This is a genomic window from Terrabacter carboxydivorans (genome assembly GCF_039532035.1).
In the GTDB taxonomy this organism is placed as follows: Bacteria; Actinomycetota; Actinomycetes; order Actinomycetales; family Dermatophilaceae; genus Terrabacter; species Terrabacter carboxydivorans.
This window is the reverse complement of sequence record NZ_BAAARE010000007.1, coordinates 59653-73849: the sequence shown is the minus strand read 5'-3', so window position 1 is coordinate 73849 and position 14197 is coordinate 59653. Positions and strand designations below refer to the sequence as shown.

The following is a 14197-nucleotide window of genomic DNA, read 5'->3' as shown; positions in this document are numbered from 1 at the left end:
GTTCCCCTGTGTCCTGACCGCGTGGCGGCGGGTGTGAGTCGGCGCGGTCGCGCCCCTCATTGTGGCAGGCCGCGCCCCGTTTGGGGTGGTATGCCGTCACCCTCTCGACGCGCTGCCGGGCGGAAAGGTGGTCCGAGTGCGAGCGGCGTCCCGGAGCCGGTCTGCGACGGCCCGTCTGGTCGGACCGCCGCGTGCCGGGCTCAGGCCTCCGGCATGCGTCGGACGGTGAGGATCTGCTCGGCGCGGCCGACGGGGCCGCGCTCGTCGTGGAGGGTGGTGGAGGTGAGGCCGAGGCCGGTGGGCCCCATGGTCACGCGGGTGTCGAAACCGACCCAGCCTCGGACGGGCTCGCGGAAGAGGTGCACGCTGAGGTCGACGTTGGGAAACATCCACTCGCGCGGTGACACCCGGACGGCGATGCCGTTGGCCGTGTCGGCCAGTCGCACGAGATCGGCTGTGGGAGAACAGGACTCACCGTCGACGAGAGGGTTGGTGGCTCTGATCCAGGCACGGGTGCGGCCCGGGCGACGCTCCGGGTCGACGCGGAACTCGAGGCCCTGGATGTAGCCGCCCTCCCACGTGTCGGCGCCGGTCCAGGGCTGCATCGCGTCGGGTCCCGGGATCGGCTCGAGCTCGACCCCGGCCACCGGCTCGGAGTCGTGGGCCGCGAGGCGCCACGCGTGTGCGCGCACCACGGCCCGGTCGTCGACGAGCATCGTGGCCTCGACGAGCTCGATGGTGCGGCCGGGCCGCGTCGTGCGCACCTCGACGCGGCTCGGGAGGGCCGGGATCATGCCGAGGATGTCGAAGGAGATGCGGGCGAGCTGCATGCCCTCGCGCGGCTCGTGCAGGTCGATCTCGTGGGCGAGGATGCCGCTGACCGGCGCCATGTGCTGCTCGTCGTCGCGCCACGCACCCTGCACGTGGACGGTCGGCGCGTAGAGCCCGGGGCCGAGCCGGCGGTAGAAGGCCGGCGTCTCCCGGTCGAGCTCGAAGCTGGCGCTGTCGCGGGTCTCGCTGGTCACCCGTTCACCCTAGGCGGGCGTCGGCGCCGTCCTCCGAGGGGTCCGGGGCGACGCCGTCCGACAGGCCGAGGCCGAGGTCGACCATCCGGACCAGGCGCGGGGCGAGCTCGTCGACAGCCCCGCGCGGCAGGTCGCGCAGCGGCCCCTCGAGGGCGAGCATCGCCATGCCGTGCACGGCCGACCAGGCGAGCAGCTCGGCGCCGGGTCGCTCGTCGTCCGACATCACGCCGGCGTCGACCATGGCGTCGAGCGAGTCGGAGAGCAGCTGGAAGGGGGTCCGGCCCGCGGCGCCCGCGGCGTCGGAGGAGGCGGCGCGGCTGAGGTCGACGGGCACGGCGAAGGCGGCGCGGAAGAGTCCCGGCTCGTCCATGGCGAAGCGCAGGTAGCCGACGCCGACGGCCCGGAAGCGCGCCCTGGCCCGCCGGCCCGCGTCGAGCCCGGTGGGGACCGCGTCCATGGTCGCGCTGATGACGTCGGCGGCCCTGGCCTGCGCCCGCGAGACGACCTCGCCGAGGAGGGCGTCGCGGTCCGCGAAGTGGCGGTATGCGGCGTTGGCCGAGACCCCGACGCGGCGCGTCGCCTCGCGCAGGACGACCTTGTCGGGGCCGCCCTCGCGGGCGAGGTCGGTGCCGGCGTCGAGCAGCGCCCGCCGCAGGTCGCCGTGGTGGTAGGTCGCGCGCGCAGCGGGTGCGCCGGCGTCCGGGGACTCCCGAGACGCCCGCGCCTGCCGGGAACCCTGCGGCCCCCCGGAGGCAGGGCTCGCCGACGGGTCGGCGTCGAAGGCGGCGGACGGGCTCACGGCCCCATCATGCTCCGGCGCGTCCCGGCAGGCGTCACCCGTCGAAGGGATGGACGCCCGAGGCCTCAGAACCCGAAGCGCCGCGCCGTCTGCCGGACGGCCTCGGCGGAGGCCCGCAGCCCGGCGAGCTCGGCGTCGGTCATCGGCACCTCGACCCGGCCGCCGACGCCCCCGGCGTGCAGGATCGCCGGCACCGACAGGCAGACGTCGCTGATGCCGTAGTAGTCCTCGAGCAGCGAGGAGACGGGCAGGATGCGCCGCTCGTCGTAGAGCACCGCCTCGATGATGCGGGTGGCGGCGAGGCCGATGGCGTAGTTCGTCGCGCCCTTGCCCTCGATGACGCGGTAGGCCGACTGCACGACGTCGGTCGCGATGCGGTCGCGGGCCTCCTCGTCGAGGGCGATGCGCCCGTCCGGGGTGCGCCACTGGAGCAGCGGCACGGAGCCGATGGAGGCCGACGACCACAGCGGCAGCTCGGAGTCGCCGTGCTCGCCGATGACGTAGGCGTGCACGCTCTGGGCCGCGACCCCGGTGTGCTCGGCGAGCAGGAAGCGCAGCCGCGACGAGTCGAGCACGGTGCCCGACCCGAAGAGGCGCTCCGGCGGCAGGCCCGAGACCTGGAGCGCGGCATACGTCACGACGTCGACGGGGTTGGTCACCATGACGTGCACGGCGTCGGGCGCGACCTCGACGAGGCGCGGCAGGATCGCCCGCATGATCCCGATCGTCGACTCGGCGAGGTCGAGCCGCGACTGACCGGGCTTCTGCTTGGCGCCGGCCGTGAAGACGATGACGTCGCTGTCGGCGAGGACCTCGATGTCGTCGGAGCCGTCGACGTGTGCCATGGGGACGAACTGGATCCCGTGGCTGAGGTCGAGGGCCTCGGCGTGCACCTTGGCGGCGTTGACGTCGAAGAGCGCGACGTTCTGGGCGACGCCACGCATCAACGCGGCATACGCCAGCGTGGCGCCGACGGCGCCGGCACCGACGATGCCCAGCTTGGTCGTGCGGCGTCGACGCGCGCCGTCTCCGGGTGCCTGCGCGGTCATGGTCGGTGCTCCTCGGCTCGTCGGGTGCTGGCACCACGCTAGCGGGGGCGGGCGGTGTCGAAGGTTGCTCCGCGGGATCGTGTGACGATGGGGTGGTGGACCGGTCCGTCGACGCTCGCGACCTGCTGCGCGCCTACCCGGTGACGCCGCCGCCCCTGCGCCCGCCCGTCGTCTTCGACCAGGTGTGGCGTGACCTGACCTTCGTGCACTGGCCGGTCGAGGCGGAGTCGGTGCGCCACCTCTTCCCCGTCGGCACGCGGCCCGACGTCTTCGCGGACGGACTGACCTACGTCGCCCTCGTCCCCTTCGTCATGGACGGCATACGGCTCGGTCGGGCGCCCTCACCCCGGCTGCCGTGGGTGGGCAGCTTCCTCGAGACGAACATCCGTCTCTACTCGGTCGACGACGCGGGTCGTCACGGCGTGCTCTTCCGGTCGCTCGAGACCGAGCGCGCGCTCGTCGTGGCGGCGGCGCGCGCCGGGCTCGGGATCCCCTACACGTGGGCCCGCATGCGCCTTCGCCGCGACGGTGACCTCGTGACGTACGAGAGCCGGCGGCGTGCCCCGTCCCGCGGGCTGCGGAGCCTGCTGACCGTGCGCGTCGGCGAGAGGGTCGAGCCGACGCCTCTCGAGACGTGGCTGACGGCGCGCTGGGGCGCCCACACGCGCGTCGCCGGTCGCACGCTCTGGGTGCCCAACGAGCACGAGCCGTGGCCGCTGCACTCCGCCGACGTCGTCGAGCTGGCCGACGACCTCCTCGGGGCGAGCGGGGTCACGGTCGCCGGGCCGCGGCTGCGGGCGCTGTGGTCACCGGGGGTGGCCACCCGCTTCGGCCGTCCTTCCCGCGTGGCGTGACGACCGGCTGGCAGCAGGCGCGCCCACCGCACAGCGGGCGTATGCCGGGTCGTGGCCTGCCAGCCGGTCGTCACGTCGCCCCGTCGGCTCGGGCAGGCAGGCGGGCAGGGTCGTGCGGGCGGGGTCAGGCGTAGAGCTCGCGCAGGCACTCCCCGAACATCGTCGTGTGGGCGTCGACGTCGGCGGCCGTCGTGGCCGGGCTCATCAGCGCCATGTTGTGGAACGGCGTCAGCAGGATGCCGCGGTTGAGGGCGTAGAGGTGGAGGTACTGCTGCAGCTCGAAGTCGTCCGCGTCGTGGGCCTCCTGGCCGTCGTGCGAGGGGCGACCGGAGAAGTTGTACTCCGCCCGGGCGCCGAGCCGGGTCACGTGCCAGTCGGCGCCGACCGCGTCGATGCCGGCCTGCACGCCGTCGGCCCAGGCGTCGGCGAGCGGCACCATGTGCTCGAAGGCCTCGGTCGTCATGACTTGCTCGAGCGTCGCCTTCATCGCCGCCATGGACAGCCCGTTGCCGGCGAGGGTGCCGCCGATGCCGCCCACGTCGATGTCCTCGAGCTCGATGGAGCGCGCGATGCGGTCGGCGATGTCCTGACTGAATCCGAAGGTGCCGCACGGGATCCCGCCGCCGATGGACTTGCCGATGACGAGCATGTCGGGCTGGAGGCCGTGCGTGCCGGTGTAGCCGCCGGGGCCGGCGCAGATGGTGTGGGTCTCGTCGTTGATGAGCAGGGCGCCGTAGCGGGTCGCCAGCTCACGCACGCCCTCGTTGTACCCGGGGTCGGGCAGGACGATGCCGATGTTGGTCAGGGCCGGCTCGACGAGGATCGCGGCGACGTCGCCGTGGGCCAGCGCCCGCTCGAGCGCCTCGAGGTCGTTGAACTCGACGACGCGGGTCGTCTCGGCGGTGTCGACGGGGGCGCCGATGTTGCTGCGCCGGTTGACCGTCGAGCCGTCGGTGCCCAGCGTCGCGAAGGCCTCGTCGACGGACCCGTGGTAGCACCAGTTGTGCACGACGACCTTGCTCCGGCCGGTGAGGTGGCGGGCGTAGCGGATCGCGTGGCGGTTGGCGTCGGTGGCCGTGAGCGTGAACTGCCAGGAGGGCAGGCCGAAGCGCTCGGCGAGGCCGGTGGAGACCGCGATCGCGTCCTCTGTGGGCAGCATCGTCGTGATGCCGCGCGACAGCTGGCGGGTCACGGCCTCGATCGTCGGGGCAGGGGAGTGGCCCATCATGGCGCCCGTGTCGCCGAGGCACAGGTCGACGTGGTCGATGCCGTCGACGCACGTGAAGTGGGCACCTTCGGCGTGCTCGACGAAGACCGGGAAGGTGCCGGGCCACTTGACCATCCAGCTCATCGGCACGCCGCCGGGCATGTGCGCGGCCGCCCGGTCGGCGAGGGCGCGCGACCTCGGGCGGGCATCGGAGAAGGCGGCGCGCTCACGGGCGTGCAGGTCGGCGAGGCGGGAGCGGTCGAGGGTGCTCATGCCCGCATCATGCCGTGAGGCCGCCGACGGCGGAAGTCATGGCCCACCCTGCGTCACACCACGGATTCCGTAGGTGTTGGAAGGGGATTCAAGCGAAAAGGCACAGGTTCCATGTCCGTTTCGAGGGCTCTGGAGGTGGCATGATCCCGGCCATGCCCTCCAGCGGTTACCGCGGCCTCAGCCTCTGGCACGACACGATCGACGACATCGAGCCGCGCCCCTCCCTCATCACCGACCTCGAGGTCGACGTCGCGATCGTGGGGGCCGGCTACACGGGGCTGTGGACGGCATACCACCTCGTCACGGCCGACCCCTCGATCCGGGTGGCGGTCATCGAGAAGGAGGTCGCCGGCTACGGCGCCTCGGGCCGCAACGGCGGCTGGTGCTCGGCGCTCTTCCCCGCCTCCCTGCGCCGGATGGCCTCCGAGCGCGGTCGCGACGCCGCGGTGCGGATGCAGCACCTGCTTCACGACACGGTGGCCGACGTCGGCCGGATCGCCGACGCGGAGGGCATCGACTGCCACTTCGACCAGGGCGGCTACCTCTCGGTCGCGCGCAACCCCGCCCAGCTCGAGCGGGTGCGCGACGAGGTCGCCGAGCACCGTGAGTGGGGTTTCGGCGAGGAGGACCACCGTCTCCTCGACGCCCACGAGGTCACGGCCGTCGCCGGGGTGAGCGAGGCCCTCGGCGGCTCGTTCACGCCGCACTGCGCGGCGATCCACCCCGCCCGGCTCGTGCGCGGCCTCGCCGAGGCCGTCGAGCGGCGCGGCGTCGTCATCCACGAGCGCACCGCAGCCGTCGACGTGCGCAGCCACCGGGTCGTCACGGCGCACGGCACCGTGCGTGCCGACCACGTCGTGCTCGCCACCGAGGGCTACACGCCCACCGTCGCCGGCCGGCGTCGGGCCATCGCGCCCATCTACTCGCTCATGACGGCGACCGAGCCCCTGTCCGACGACCTGTGGGCGCAGATCGGCCTCGAGAACCGCACGACGTTCGCCGACAACCGCCACCTGACGATCTACGGCCAGCGCACCCGCGACGGACGGATCGCCTTCGGTGGCAGGGGTGCTCCCTACCACTACGCCTCCAAGGTCTCGCCGATCTACGACCGCGACGACCGGGTCCACGCGGCCCTGCGCCGGATCCTCGTCGAGCTCTTCCCCGTCCTCGACGGGGTCACCTTCACCCACGCCTGGGGCGGCAACCTCGGTGTCCCGCGCGACTGGTTCCCCTCGGTGCGCCACGACCGCCACACCGGGCTCGCCTTCGCCGGAGGCTACGTCGGCGACGGCGTCGCCACGTCGGCGCTGGCCGGGCGCACGCTCGCGGCCATGATCCGCGGCGACGACCCCGACGACCTCGCCTCGCTGCCGTGGGCGGGGCGCACCTCCCGGGACTGGGAGCCCGAGCCGCTGCGCTGGCTGGGCGTCAACGCCGTCACCGCCCTCATGACGTCGGCCGACTGGTCCGAACGTCGCTCGGGCAGGCCCTCCCGTGCCGCCTCCGCCTTCTGGGCGGCCCTGGGCCAGTAGGCGTCCCCGCGCTCGGGCACCGATGGCGTATGCCGTCCGGCCCGTCACCCTGGCCGCGGTGTCCTCCTGGGCGGGTCACGCGGGTCATGCGGGTCGCGGGCGGCCGCCGGCCCCCACTGCGCGCCGTGATGTCCCATCCTTGGTCGGGAACGTGTCGTATTCGCCCGTTGCCGTTCGTGGTCCCAGTGACCACGCACCACCGAGACCCAGAGGACCGGACCCATGAAGCTCTTGCTCACGGACAGCGGCATCACCAACCCGAGCATCCAGGCAGCACTCGTCGGGATGCTCGGCAAGCCGATCGCCGAGTCGCGGGCCCTGTGCATCCCGACCGCGATGTACGGGCACCCCATGGGCGGCCCGGGCACCAAGGCGTGGCAGTTCATCAGCGGGACCTCCCAGAACCCCATGGTGGGGCTGGGCTGGGAGTCCGTGGGCGTGCTCGAGCTCACCGCCCTCCCCAGCATCGATGCGGAGCGCTGGGTGCCCCTCGTCGAGGAGGCGGACGTCCTGCTCGTCGCCGGCGGGGACGTGCTCTACCTCGCGCACTGGATGCGGGAGTCGGGGCTGGCCGACCTGCTGCCGTCGCTGGACGACACGGTCTGGGTGGGGCTGAGCGCCGGCAGCATGGTGATGACGCCCGAGGTCGGAGAGGACTTCATCCAGTGGCGGCCGCCGATCGGCGACGTCAGCACCCTGGGCCTCGTCGACTTCTCGATCTTCCCGCACCTCGCTCCCGACGGCATGCCCGGCAACTCCATGGCCGAGGCGGAGAGCTGGCTCGAGGGCATCAACCGCCCGGCCTACCTGATCGACGGGCAGACGGCCATCGCCGTCGTCGACGGCGCCGTCGAGGTCGTCTCCGAGGGGACGTGGCACCTCATGAACGGCGACCGGACCGCCACGGCCGCCCGTGAGTGACGGCATCGCGGAGTCTTCCGCTGGGCAGGCTGGGGTGAGCGCGTCGAACCTCACCGCCGCCCGCCGCGCCTTCTGGGTCGACCCCGACGTCGACCCGCGCAACCTCGCCGAGAACCCTGTGGGCGAGACCGAGACGCTGGCCCACTACCTCGAGCACTACCGGACGACCTTCGAGATGAAGTGCGACGGGCACCGAGAGCTGCGTGGCCGAGGCGTGGGCGTCGTGGCGCCACGAGGTGGCGCACACGCGCGAGGTCTACGCCCGTTACGACGACCCGGGTGAGGGCTTCGTCCCGGGCGAGCCGTGTGCGGTGCGCGGCGTCGTCGTCCACCTCATCGAGGAGTACGCCCGCCACTGCGGGCATGGCGACCTGCTGCGCGAGTGCGTCGACGGCCGGACGGGCCAGTAGCCCGGAGGCCACACGCCTAGGGTGCTGCCATGGCCACCAGGACTCCGACCCCGATCGCGGTCGCGGCCCTCGTCCGCGACGGCCTCGTGCTCCTGGTGCACCGCCATCCCTCGCGTCGGTGGTACCCCGACTGCTGGGACCTCGTCGGCGGTCACGTCGAGCCGGGCGAGCTGCCACGGCAGGCGGTCCGGCGCGAGTGTCTCGAGGAGCTCGGGGTCCACGTCCACGACCCCGTGCCGTTCCCGATGACGATCAGCGACCCGACCCTCGAGCTGCACGCCTTCCTCGTCACGCGCTGGGACGGCGAGCCCGCCAACGCCGCACCCGAGGAGCACGACGACTTCCGCTGGTTCCGGCCGAGCGAGCTCGGGGACCTCCAGCTGGCGCACCCCGCGGCAAGGTCCAGCATCATGGACGCCGTGCGGCTCGCCACCACCGGCTGACCGCGGCGCGCTCGCCGAGCAGCTCCCTCGCCGACGGGCCTAGGCCGTATGCCGTGTGTAGACGCCGTCGGTCAGCACCGGCACCACGTCCGAGGAGTTCACCTCGGCCGCGATCGTCACGTCGTCGGGCCATCCCTGCTCGACCAGCTCCCGCCCGCTCGAGCAGGCGACCAGCGCCTCGACGGGCCGGTCCTCGACCGCGAGCCACGCCGCACCGGCCGCCTCCGCCTCCGGGCTCAGCAGCAGCGGACCGCCGCGGTGCTCGAGCCGGGCGGCCAGCGCCGCGACCACGGCGCCGGCGCCCCAGAGGTCCTCGACCGCCGGGCGCAGCGACCCGTCGGGCCACCGCTCGCCGCCCGGCACGACGACCACGGCGGGCTGCGCCCGCGAGCCGCTCGACGCCTGGAGCCAGTCGACGAGCCAGGCCGCGACCGCACCGCTGTTGCGCAGCGAGGCCGCCACGACGTCGGCACCCGCGTCAGCCAGCAGGGCGCTGATCGTCGAGCCGTTCGGTGACGGGAGCACGAGGTCGTCGAGGCCACCGCGTTCGCCCGCGGACCGGATCGAGGCCGGGGACAGGCTGACCGCGCCCTCGGCTCGTGTGGCCGACCTCGGCCCGGCGAGCACCGCGCCCCGCTCGTCGGCGTAGGCCTGCGCCGACTCGTCCTGCCAGCGGTAGGGGTGCACCCGGATGCCGGTGTCGACGGCCACCGAGACGCACGTGGTGAAGCTGAGCACGTCGACGACGACGGCGCACACGGGCGCACCGGACGCGACGGCATACCGCGTCAGTGCCTCGGCCGCGACGGGTCCCCAGTCGAGGCGGACGACGTGACGGTCCTGCGAGTGCACCGCTGCCGCTGGCTCCATGGTCCCCAACCTACGGTCGCTCAGCCGCCGAACGTCTGGGTCCAGTACGTGCCGTAGCTGCCGCCGGTCGCGTAGCCCACGCCGATGTCGCGGTAGGTGCAGTTGAGGATGTTGGCCCGGTGGCCGGGGCTGGCCATCCAGGCCCGCATGACGTCCTTGGCGCTCGCCTGCCCGGCGGCGATGTTCTCGGCGATCGCTCCACCGCGGTAGCCGGCGGCGCGGATGCGGTCGGCGAAGGTCGACCCGTCGGGGCTCGTGTGGGAGAAGTAGTCGCGGGCGGCCATGTCGTCACTGTGTCCCTGGGCCGCACTCTGCAGCGCGGCGTTCGCGGACACGGGACCGCAGCCGGCGCGGTTGCGCTCGACGTTGACGAGGGCCAGCACCTGGTGGGCCACCCCGGCGCGAGGCGGTGCGGCGGAGGGCGCGGCCGGACCCGTCGTGGACGGGGAGGCGTCGGGCGTCACGCTCGGGGTGCCCGCCGGGACGGCCGTCCGGAGAGGGGCCGGCGCCCGGGTGGTGAGCGACGGGCTGGGCGAGGGCGAGCCGGTGAGGCTCGGCGGGGCGGTCGTCGGCGACGGGACGCCGGTCACCGAGGTGGACGCCGTCGGGCCCGGCTGCTCGACGCCGTCGACACGGCCCGTCGGCGAGACGGACGCAGGGCTCGTCGGGGGTTGGGTCGGGCGGAGCCGCAGGTCGCCGGCCTGGTTGAGGATCGCGAAACCGCCGATCACGAGCAGCGCCGACACCACCAGCGTCACGACCGCGGCCCGCCGCGACCCGATGATCGCGGGATCGGTGTGCCGTCCCATGTACGCCTTTCGTCGACCCAGCGACCGGTACCTTACGCGCCCCGACGGGTCAGGGGCCGGATGAGCGTGGACCGATCAGTGCGCGTCGAGCCCGCGCACGAGACGGACGGGTGCCGTGCGGCGGTACGACGCGTCGACGAGCTCGGCCACCTCGTCCCAGTCGATCCCGTCGGCGGCCCGGTCGTTGCGCAGGTCGAGCATGAGCCAGCCGTACGGGCCGTAGTAGCCGGGCACGACGAACCGCGGGTCCTCGAGCAGCGCCGCGCGGTCGGCCTCGTCGGGCTGCACGATGAGGGCGTGGCGGTAGGGCTCCGGGTCGTGGTCGCCCTTGACGACGCCGCCGTAGATGGCGAAGACCTTCCGGGTGAAGAAGTTGGGGCGGCCGTGCGAGACCTTCTCGTCGGCGCCGGGCAGCGCGAGACAGATCTCGCGCAGGCGCCGGAGGTAGGGGTCGCCGGTGTCGAACATCTGGGGGTGGGACATGCCCACCCACGCTAGGCCCAGCGGGGCCCGGTCAGACCCGTAGAGCGGTGGTCGTGCGGATCAGGCGCCGCAGGCCCCTCCGCAGCCGCCGGCGCCGCAGCCACCGCCGCAGCCGCCCGCGGCGACCGGCTCGAGCACCTCGTGGCGGTGCTCCCACGCCGTCTCGAGCGCCTGGGTGAAGACCTCGACCGGCTGGGCCCCGGACACGCCGTACTTGCGGTCGAGCACGAAGAAGGGCACGGACTCGATGCCGAGCATCTTGGCAGTGGCCTCGTCGCTGCGCACGTGGTTGCCGTAGTCGTCGGACTCGAGCATGTCGCGCACGGCGCCCTCGTCGAGGCCGATCTCGACGGCGAGCCGGACGAGCACGTCGCGGTCGCCGACCGCGAGGCCGTCGGTGAAGTAGGCGCGCATCAGCCGCTCGTGGGCGGCGTCGGCCAGGCCCTGCTCGGCGGCGAGGTGCACGACGCGGTGCGCGTCGAAGGTGTTGCCGTAGCGCGCCTGCTCCCAGTTGAAGGTCAGGCCCAGCTCGGCGGCCGCTGCCGCCATCGAGCGGTGCTGCGCGACGGCCTGCTCGCGCGTCGTGCCGTACTTCGCGGCGACGAGGTCGACGAGGTCGCGGTCCGCCACGGGAGCGGCGCCGCGGTCCAGCTCGAAGCTGTGCCACTGCACCTCGACCTCGTCGGCGTGCTCGAACTGAGCCAGGGCAGCCTCGAGGCGACGCTTGCCGAGGTAGCAGAACGGGCACACGATGTCGGACCAGATGTCGATCTTCACGGTCGTGCAACCTACCGGCGCGTGGTCGTGTTCCCCGCATCGGGCGAGGCGTCCGTCACCCTCCGGGTGAGAGGGCGTATGCCGTTCAGCGCGCTCGGGCGACCCGGTGCAGGATCGCGGCGGCGGACTCCGCGTCGCGGGTCTCGGGGAGCCAGTGGCCTGCGTCGAGCTCGACGAGCTCGTAGTCGGCGCCGACGTGCTCGCGGGTCAGCTCGGCGGCGGTGCGGCCGAGGAACGGGTCCTTCGAGCCCCACACGTACGTCGTGGGCACCTCGACCCGGTGCGCCCCGACCCTGGAGTGCCGGGCGGCGCGGTACCAGTTGACCGGCCCGGTGAGGGCGTCCGCGCGGGCCAGGCGGTCGGCATACCTCCTGCTGTCCTCGGCGGGGAGGCCGGAGCGTGCCATGAGCGAGTGGAAGCCGGCCGCGACGGCGTGCTCGGGCACCCACGGCAGCTGGAAGGCCGCCATGTACCAGGACCGGCGCTTCTGGTCGAGGCCCGTGCGCCAGGCGCGCGACATCGCGGCCGGGTGCGGCGTGGACAGGACGGTCAGCGAGGCGATGCGCTCCGGGTGGTTGCCCGCGACGAGCCAGGCGAGCGCGCCGCCCCAGTCGTGCCCGACGAGGTGGACCCGGTCGCGTCCGGACGCGTCGACGAGCGCGACAACGTCGGCGACGAGCTCGTCGAGGCGGTAGGCGTCCTCGCCGGACGGGCGGGCTCCGGGGGAGTAGCCCCGCTGGTCGGGTGCCAGCGTGCGCAGCCCTGCCTCGTGCAGCCGGGCCGCGACGCGGTCCCAGCTCGTCCGGTCGGTGGGGAAGCCGTGCAGCAGCACGACGACGTCGCCGCCGAGCGGCCCCTCGTCGGTCACGTCGAAGCGCAGTCCGTCGCGGCTGAAGGTCGTGATCCGTTCGTCGAGCGGTGCCATGGGTCCCATCCTGCCCCGCCCCGGGCACCCGGTCGGGTCAGGGAGGACCCGTAGGGGGTCGTCCGGACGCGCGGCCCCGGCACGCCGACCTAGGGTTGGGAGCATGTCCGACGCGTCCGCCCCGCCCGGCCACCCCGGCACGGGCCGCGCGTGGTGGCACCTGTCGCGGACCGGTCTCTTCTTCGGCGCCGCCTACTTCCTCACGTCGATGGCGCCGAGCCTGCTGCCGCGCACGTGGTACTACCAGGGCCTCATCAGCGGGCTGTGCGCCGCGGTCGGCTACGGGCTCGGTGTCCTCGTCGCCTGGGTCGTGCGTCGCGTCTCCCGGCTCATCGACCTCAACGTCACGGTCAGCGGCGAGGCGAGGCACTGGCTGCTCGTCGCCGCGCCCGTCTTCGGTGCGGTCGCCGTGCTCGGCCTGACCGTCGCCAACGTGCGGGCCCAGGCGCGCACCGCCGCCGTCGTCCGGCTCGCGCCGCTCGACCCCGTCGACTGGGCGCTGGCGCTGGCGCTCGCCGCCCTCATCGCGGTGCTCTTCCTCGCCATCGCACGGGGACTGCGCGGCGCGACGCACCAGCTGGCCCAGGCCGCGGGCCACGTGCTGCCCAAGACGATCGCGACTGTCATCGCCGTCCTCGTCGTCGCGCTGGCGACGGCGTGGGTCACCGACAGCGTGCTCTTCCACCGCGGCATGCAGGCCTTCGCCGGTGTCGCCGCCCAGGTCAACACCGCGCCGACGGGTCGCGCGGCGCCGACGTCGCCGCTGCGCTCGGGCGGCCCGGGGTCGCTCGAGTCGTGGGACAGCCTCGGCTACCAGGGTCAGATGTTCGTCACGAGCGCCCCGACGCCCGCGCAGATCACCGCCGCCACCGACCGCGGCGCCATCGAGCCGATCCGGGTCTATGCCGGTCGCACGCCGGACCGGTCGGTCGACGACGTCGCCGACGCCGTCGTCGCGGAGCTCAAGCGCACCAACGCCTTCCAGCGCCGCGTCCTCGCCGTCTTCACGACCACGGGCACCGGCTGGGTCGACGACTGGTCGGCGCAGTCGGTCGAGTACCTCAGCAACGGCGACAGCGCCATCGCCGCCATGCAGTACTCCTACCTGCCGAGCGCGATGTCGATGATGACCGACCGCGACACCCCCCGCGAGGCGGGCAAGGCGCTCTTCGACAAGGTGTATGCCGTGTGGCGCACGCTGCCGGCCGACCACCGTCCGCAGCTCGTCGTCGGGGGCGAGTCGCTCGGGTCCTACGGCGGCCAGGCCGCGTTCGCCGACGCCGACGACATGGTCGCCCGCGCCCAGGGCGGGGTGTGGGTCGGCACCCCGAGCTTCACCGGCATCTGGCAGTCGCTGACGGCGCGGCGCAACGAGGGCTCGCCCGAGATCGTGCCGGTCGTCGACGCCGGCCTCCACATCCGGTTCGCGGCGAGCGGCGACCAGCTCACCCACGACTACTACGGCCGCGACTACGGCACCTGGGACTTCCCCCGCTTCGTCTACGCCCAGCACGCGTCCGACCCTGTCGTGTGGTGGAACCCGGCGCTGCTCGGTGCCGAGCCGGACTGGCTGCGCGAGCCGCGCGGCCACGACGTCAACCCCGACGTCACGTGGATCCCGTTCGTGACGTTCTGGCAGCTGACCACCGACATGGCCGTCGGGCACGACCCGCCCGACGGCTACGGCCACCGCTACGGTCCCGAGCTCGTGCCCGCCTGGGGGTCGGTGCTCGGGGGCTCGCCGACCGACGACTACACCAAGGTCGTCGCCGGCATCGAGAAGACGGTCAACCGGGTCGCCTGACCTACGCTCGAGC

The 14197-nt window shown here is 73.5% G+C and carries 15 protein-coding genes; 6 read left to right on the top strand and 9 right to left on the bottom strand.

Annotated elements, in window-relative coordinates:
* Nucleotides 1-200 precede the first annotated feature (200 nt).
* The 3 genes from ABD297_RS09015 to ABD297_RS09005 all read right to left on the bottom strand — a co-directional run bounded on the left by ABD297_RS09015 (nucleotide 201) and on the right by ABD297_RS09005 (nucleotide 2873).
* The gene (locus tag ABD297_RS09015) at nucleotides 201-1025 is read right to left on the bottom strand and encodes a thioesterase family protein (RefSeq protein WP_344254552.1); all 825 of its coding nucleotides are present in this window, start codon (nucleotides 1023-1025) and stop codon (nucleotides 201-203) included.
* A gap of 4 nt (nucleotides 1026-1029) precedes the next feature.
* Nucleotides 1030-1824 carry a TetR/AcrR family transcriptional regulator gene (locus tag ABD297_RS09010; protein ID WP_344254550.1) on the bottom strand — a complete coding sequence of 265 codons (795 nt, stop codon included), beginning with the start codon at nucleotides 1822-1824 and terminating at the stop codon, nucleotides 1030-1032.
* A 65-nt stretch (nucleotides 1825-1889) separates the two neighbouring features.
* Complete coding sequence (locus tag ABD297_RS09005; protein ID WP_344254548.1) at nucleotides 1890-2873, bottom strand: L-lactate dehydrogenase; 984 nt, start codon at nucleotides 2871-2873, stop codon at nucleotides 1890-1892.
* Between the two features lie 95 nt (nucleotides 2874-2968).
* Between ABD297_RS09005 and ABD297_RS09000 the strand changes: the two genes are divergently transcribed.
* The gene (locus tag ABD297_RS09000) at nucleotides 2969-3727 is read left to right on the top strand and encodes a YqjF family protein (protein WP_344254547.1); all 759 of its coding nucleotides are present in this window, start codon (nucleotides 2969-2971) and stop codon (nucleotides 3725-3727) included.
* A 124-nt stretch (nucleotides 3728-3851) separates the two neighbouring features.
* Here ABD297_RS09000 and ABD297_RS08995 read toward each other — a convergent pair whose 3' ends face one another.
* The gene (locus ABD297_RS08995; protein ID WP_344254546.1) at nucleotides 3852-5207 is read right to left on the bottom strand and encodes an aspartate aminotransferase family protein; all 1356 of its coding nucleotides are present in this window, start codon (nucleotides 5205-5207) and stop codon (nucleotides 3852-3854) included.
* A gap of 152 nt (nucleotides 5208-5359) precedes the next feature.
* Here ABD297_RS08995 and ABD297_RS08990 point away from each other — a divergent pair, with 152 nt between their 5' ends.
* From ABD297_RS08990 to ABD297_RS08975, 4 genes are all read left to right on the top strand, one after another.
* On the top strand, nucleotides 5360-6742 hold the full coding sequence (locus ABD297_RS08990) for an NAD(P)/FAD-dependent oxidoreductase (RefSeq protein WP_344254545.1): 1383 nt from the start codon (nucleotides 5360-5362) through the stop codon (nucleotides 6740-6742).
* Nucleotides 6743-6964: 222 nt separating this feature from the next.
* Entirely contained in the window at nucleotides 6965-7663 is a 699-nt protein-coding gene (locus ABD297_RS08985; RefSeq protein ID WP_344254544.1) for a Type 1 glutamine amidotransferase-like domain-containing protein, read from the top strand.
* Between the two features lie 203 nt (nucleotides 7664-7866).
* Nucleotides 7867-8073, top strand: a complete 207-nt coding sequence (locus ABD297_RS08980) for a mycothiol transferase (protein ID WP_344254543.1) — start codon at nucleotides 7867-7869, stop codon at nucleotides 8071-8073.
* Between the two features lie 29 nt (nucleotides 8074-8102).
* On the top strand, nucleotides 8103-8516 hold the full coding sequence (locus ABD297_RS08975) for an NUDIX domain-containing protein (RefSeq protein ID WP_344254542.1): 414 nt from the start codon (nucleotides 8103-8105) through the stop codon (nucleotides 8514-8516).
* A gap of 39 nt (nucleotides 8517-8555) precedes the next feature.
* Here ABD297_RS08975 and ABD297_RS08970 read toward each other — a convergent pair whose 3' ends face one another.
* The 5 genes from ABD297_RS08970 to ABD297_RS08950 form a co-directional block, all read right to left on the bottom strand.
* On the bottom strand, nucleotides 8556-9386 hold the full coding sequence (locus ABD297_RS08970) for a 2-phosphosulfolactate phosphatase (RefSeq protein WP_344254541.1): 831 nt from the start codon (nucleotides 9384-9386) through the stop codon (nucleotides 8556-8558).
* Nucleotides 9387-9406: 20 nt separating this feature from the next.
* Nucleotides 9407-10195 carry a CAP domain-containing protein gene (locus ABD297_RS08965; protein ID WP_344254540.1) on the bottom strand — a complete coding sequence of 263 codons (789 nt, stop codon included), beginning with the start codon at nucleotides 10193-10195 and terminating at the stop codon, nucleotides 9407-9409.
* Nucleotides 10196-10270: 75 nt separating this feature from the next.
* Nucleotides 10271-10678 carry an MmcQ/YjbR family DNA-binding protein gene (locus ABD297_RS08960; RefSeq protein WP_344254539.1) on the bottom strand — a complete coding sequence of 136 codons (408 nt, stop codon included), beginning with the start codon at nucleotides 10676-10678 and terminating at the stop codon, nucleotides 10271-10273.
* A gap of 60 nt (nucleotides 10679-10738) precedes the next feature.
* A complete protein-coding gene (locus ABD297_RS08955) occupies nucleotides 10739-11455 on the bottom strand; it encodes a DsbA family oxidoreductase (RefSeq protein WP_344254538.1) in 717 nt (238 codons plus the stop codon).
* An 85-nt stretch (nucleotides 11456-11540) separates the two neighbouring features.
* Complete coding sequence (locus ABD297_RS08950) at nucleotides 11541-12380, bottom strand: alpha/beta hydrolase (RefSeq protein WP_344254537.1); 840 nt, start codon at nucleotides 12378-12380, stop codon at nucleotides 11541-11543.
* Between the two features lie 103 nt (nucleotides 12381-12483).
* On the opposite strand from ABD297_RS08950, the gene ABD297_RS08945 reads away from it, so the two are divergent.
* Nucleotides 12484-14184 (top strand): alpha/beta hydrolase, encoded by a 1701-nt coding sequence (locus tag ABD297_RS08945; protein ID WP_344254536.1) that lies wholly within the window; start codon nucleotides 12484-12486, stop codon nucleotides 14182-14184.
* Nucleotides 14185-14197: the final 13 nt, after the last annotated feature.

Coding starts and splice junctions, on each gene's coding strand:
- ABD297_RS09005 (WP_344254548.1), bottom strand. CDS start 2,873: ATGACCGCGCAGGCACCCGGAGACGGCGCGCGTCGACGCCGCACGACC.
- ABD297_RS08995 (WP_344254546.1), bottom strand. CDS start 5,207: ATGAGCACCCTCGACCGCTCCCGCCTCGCCGACCTGCACGCCCGTGAG.
- ABD297_RS08990 (WP_344254545.1), top strand. CDS start 5,360: ATGCCCTCCAGCGGTTACCGCGGCCTCAGCCTCTGGCACGACACGATC.
- ABD297_RS08985 (WP_344254544.1), top strand. CDS start 6,965: ATGAAGCTCTTGCTCACGGACAGCGGCATCACCAACCCGAGCATCCAG.
- ABD297_RS08975 (WP_344254542.1), top strand. CDS start 8,103: ATGGCCACCAGGACTCCGACCCCGATCGCGGTCGCGGCCCTCGTCCGC.
- ABD297_RS08970 (WP_344254541.1), bottom strand. CDS start 9,386: ATGGAGCCAGCGGCAGCGGTGCACTCGCAGGACCGTCACGTCGTCCGC.
- ABD297_RS08965 (WP_344254540.1), bottom strand. CDS start 10,195: ATGGGACGGCACACCGATCCCGCGATCATCGGGTCGCGGCGGGCCGCG.
- ABD297_RS08960 (WP_344254539.1), bottom strand. CDS start 10,678: ATGTCCCACCCCCAGATGTTCGACACCGGCGACCCCTACCTCCGGCGC.
- ABD297_RS08950 (WP_344254537.1), bottom strand. CDS start 12,380: ATGGCACCGCTCGACGAACGGATCACGACCTTCAGCCGCGACGGACTG.
- ABD297_RS08945 (WP_344254536.1), top strand. CDS start 12,484: ATGTCCGACGCGTCCGCCCCGCCCGGCCACCCCGGCACGGGCCGCGCG.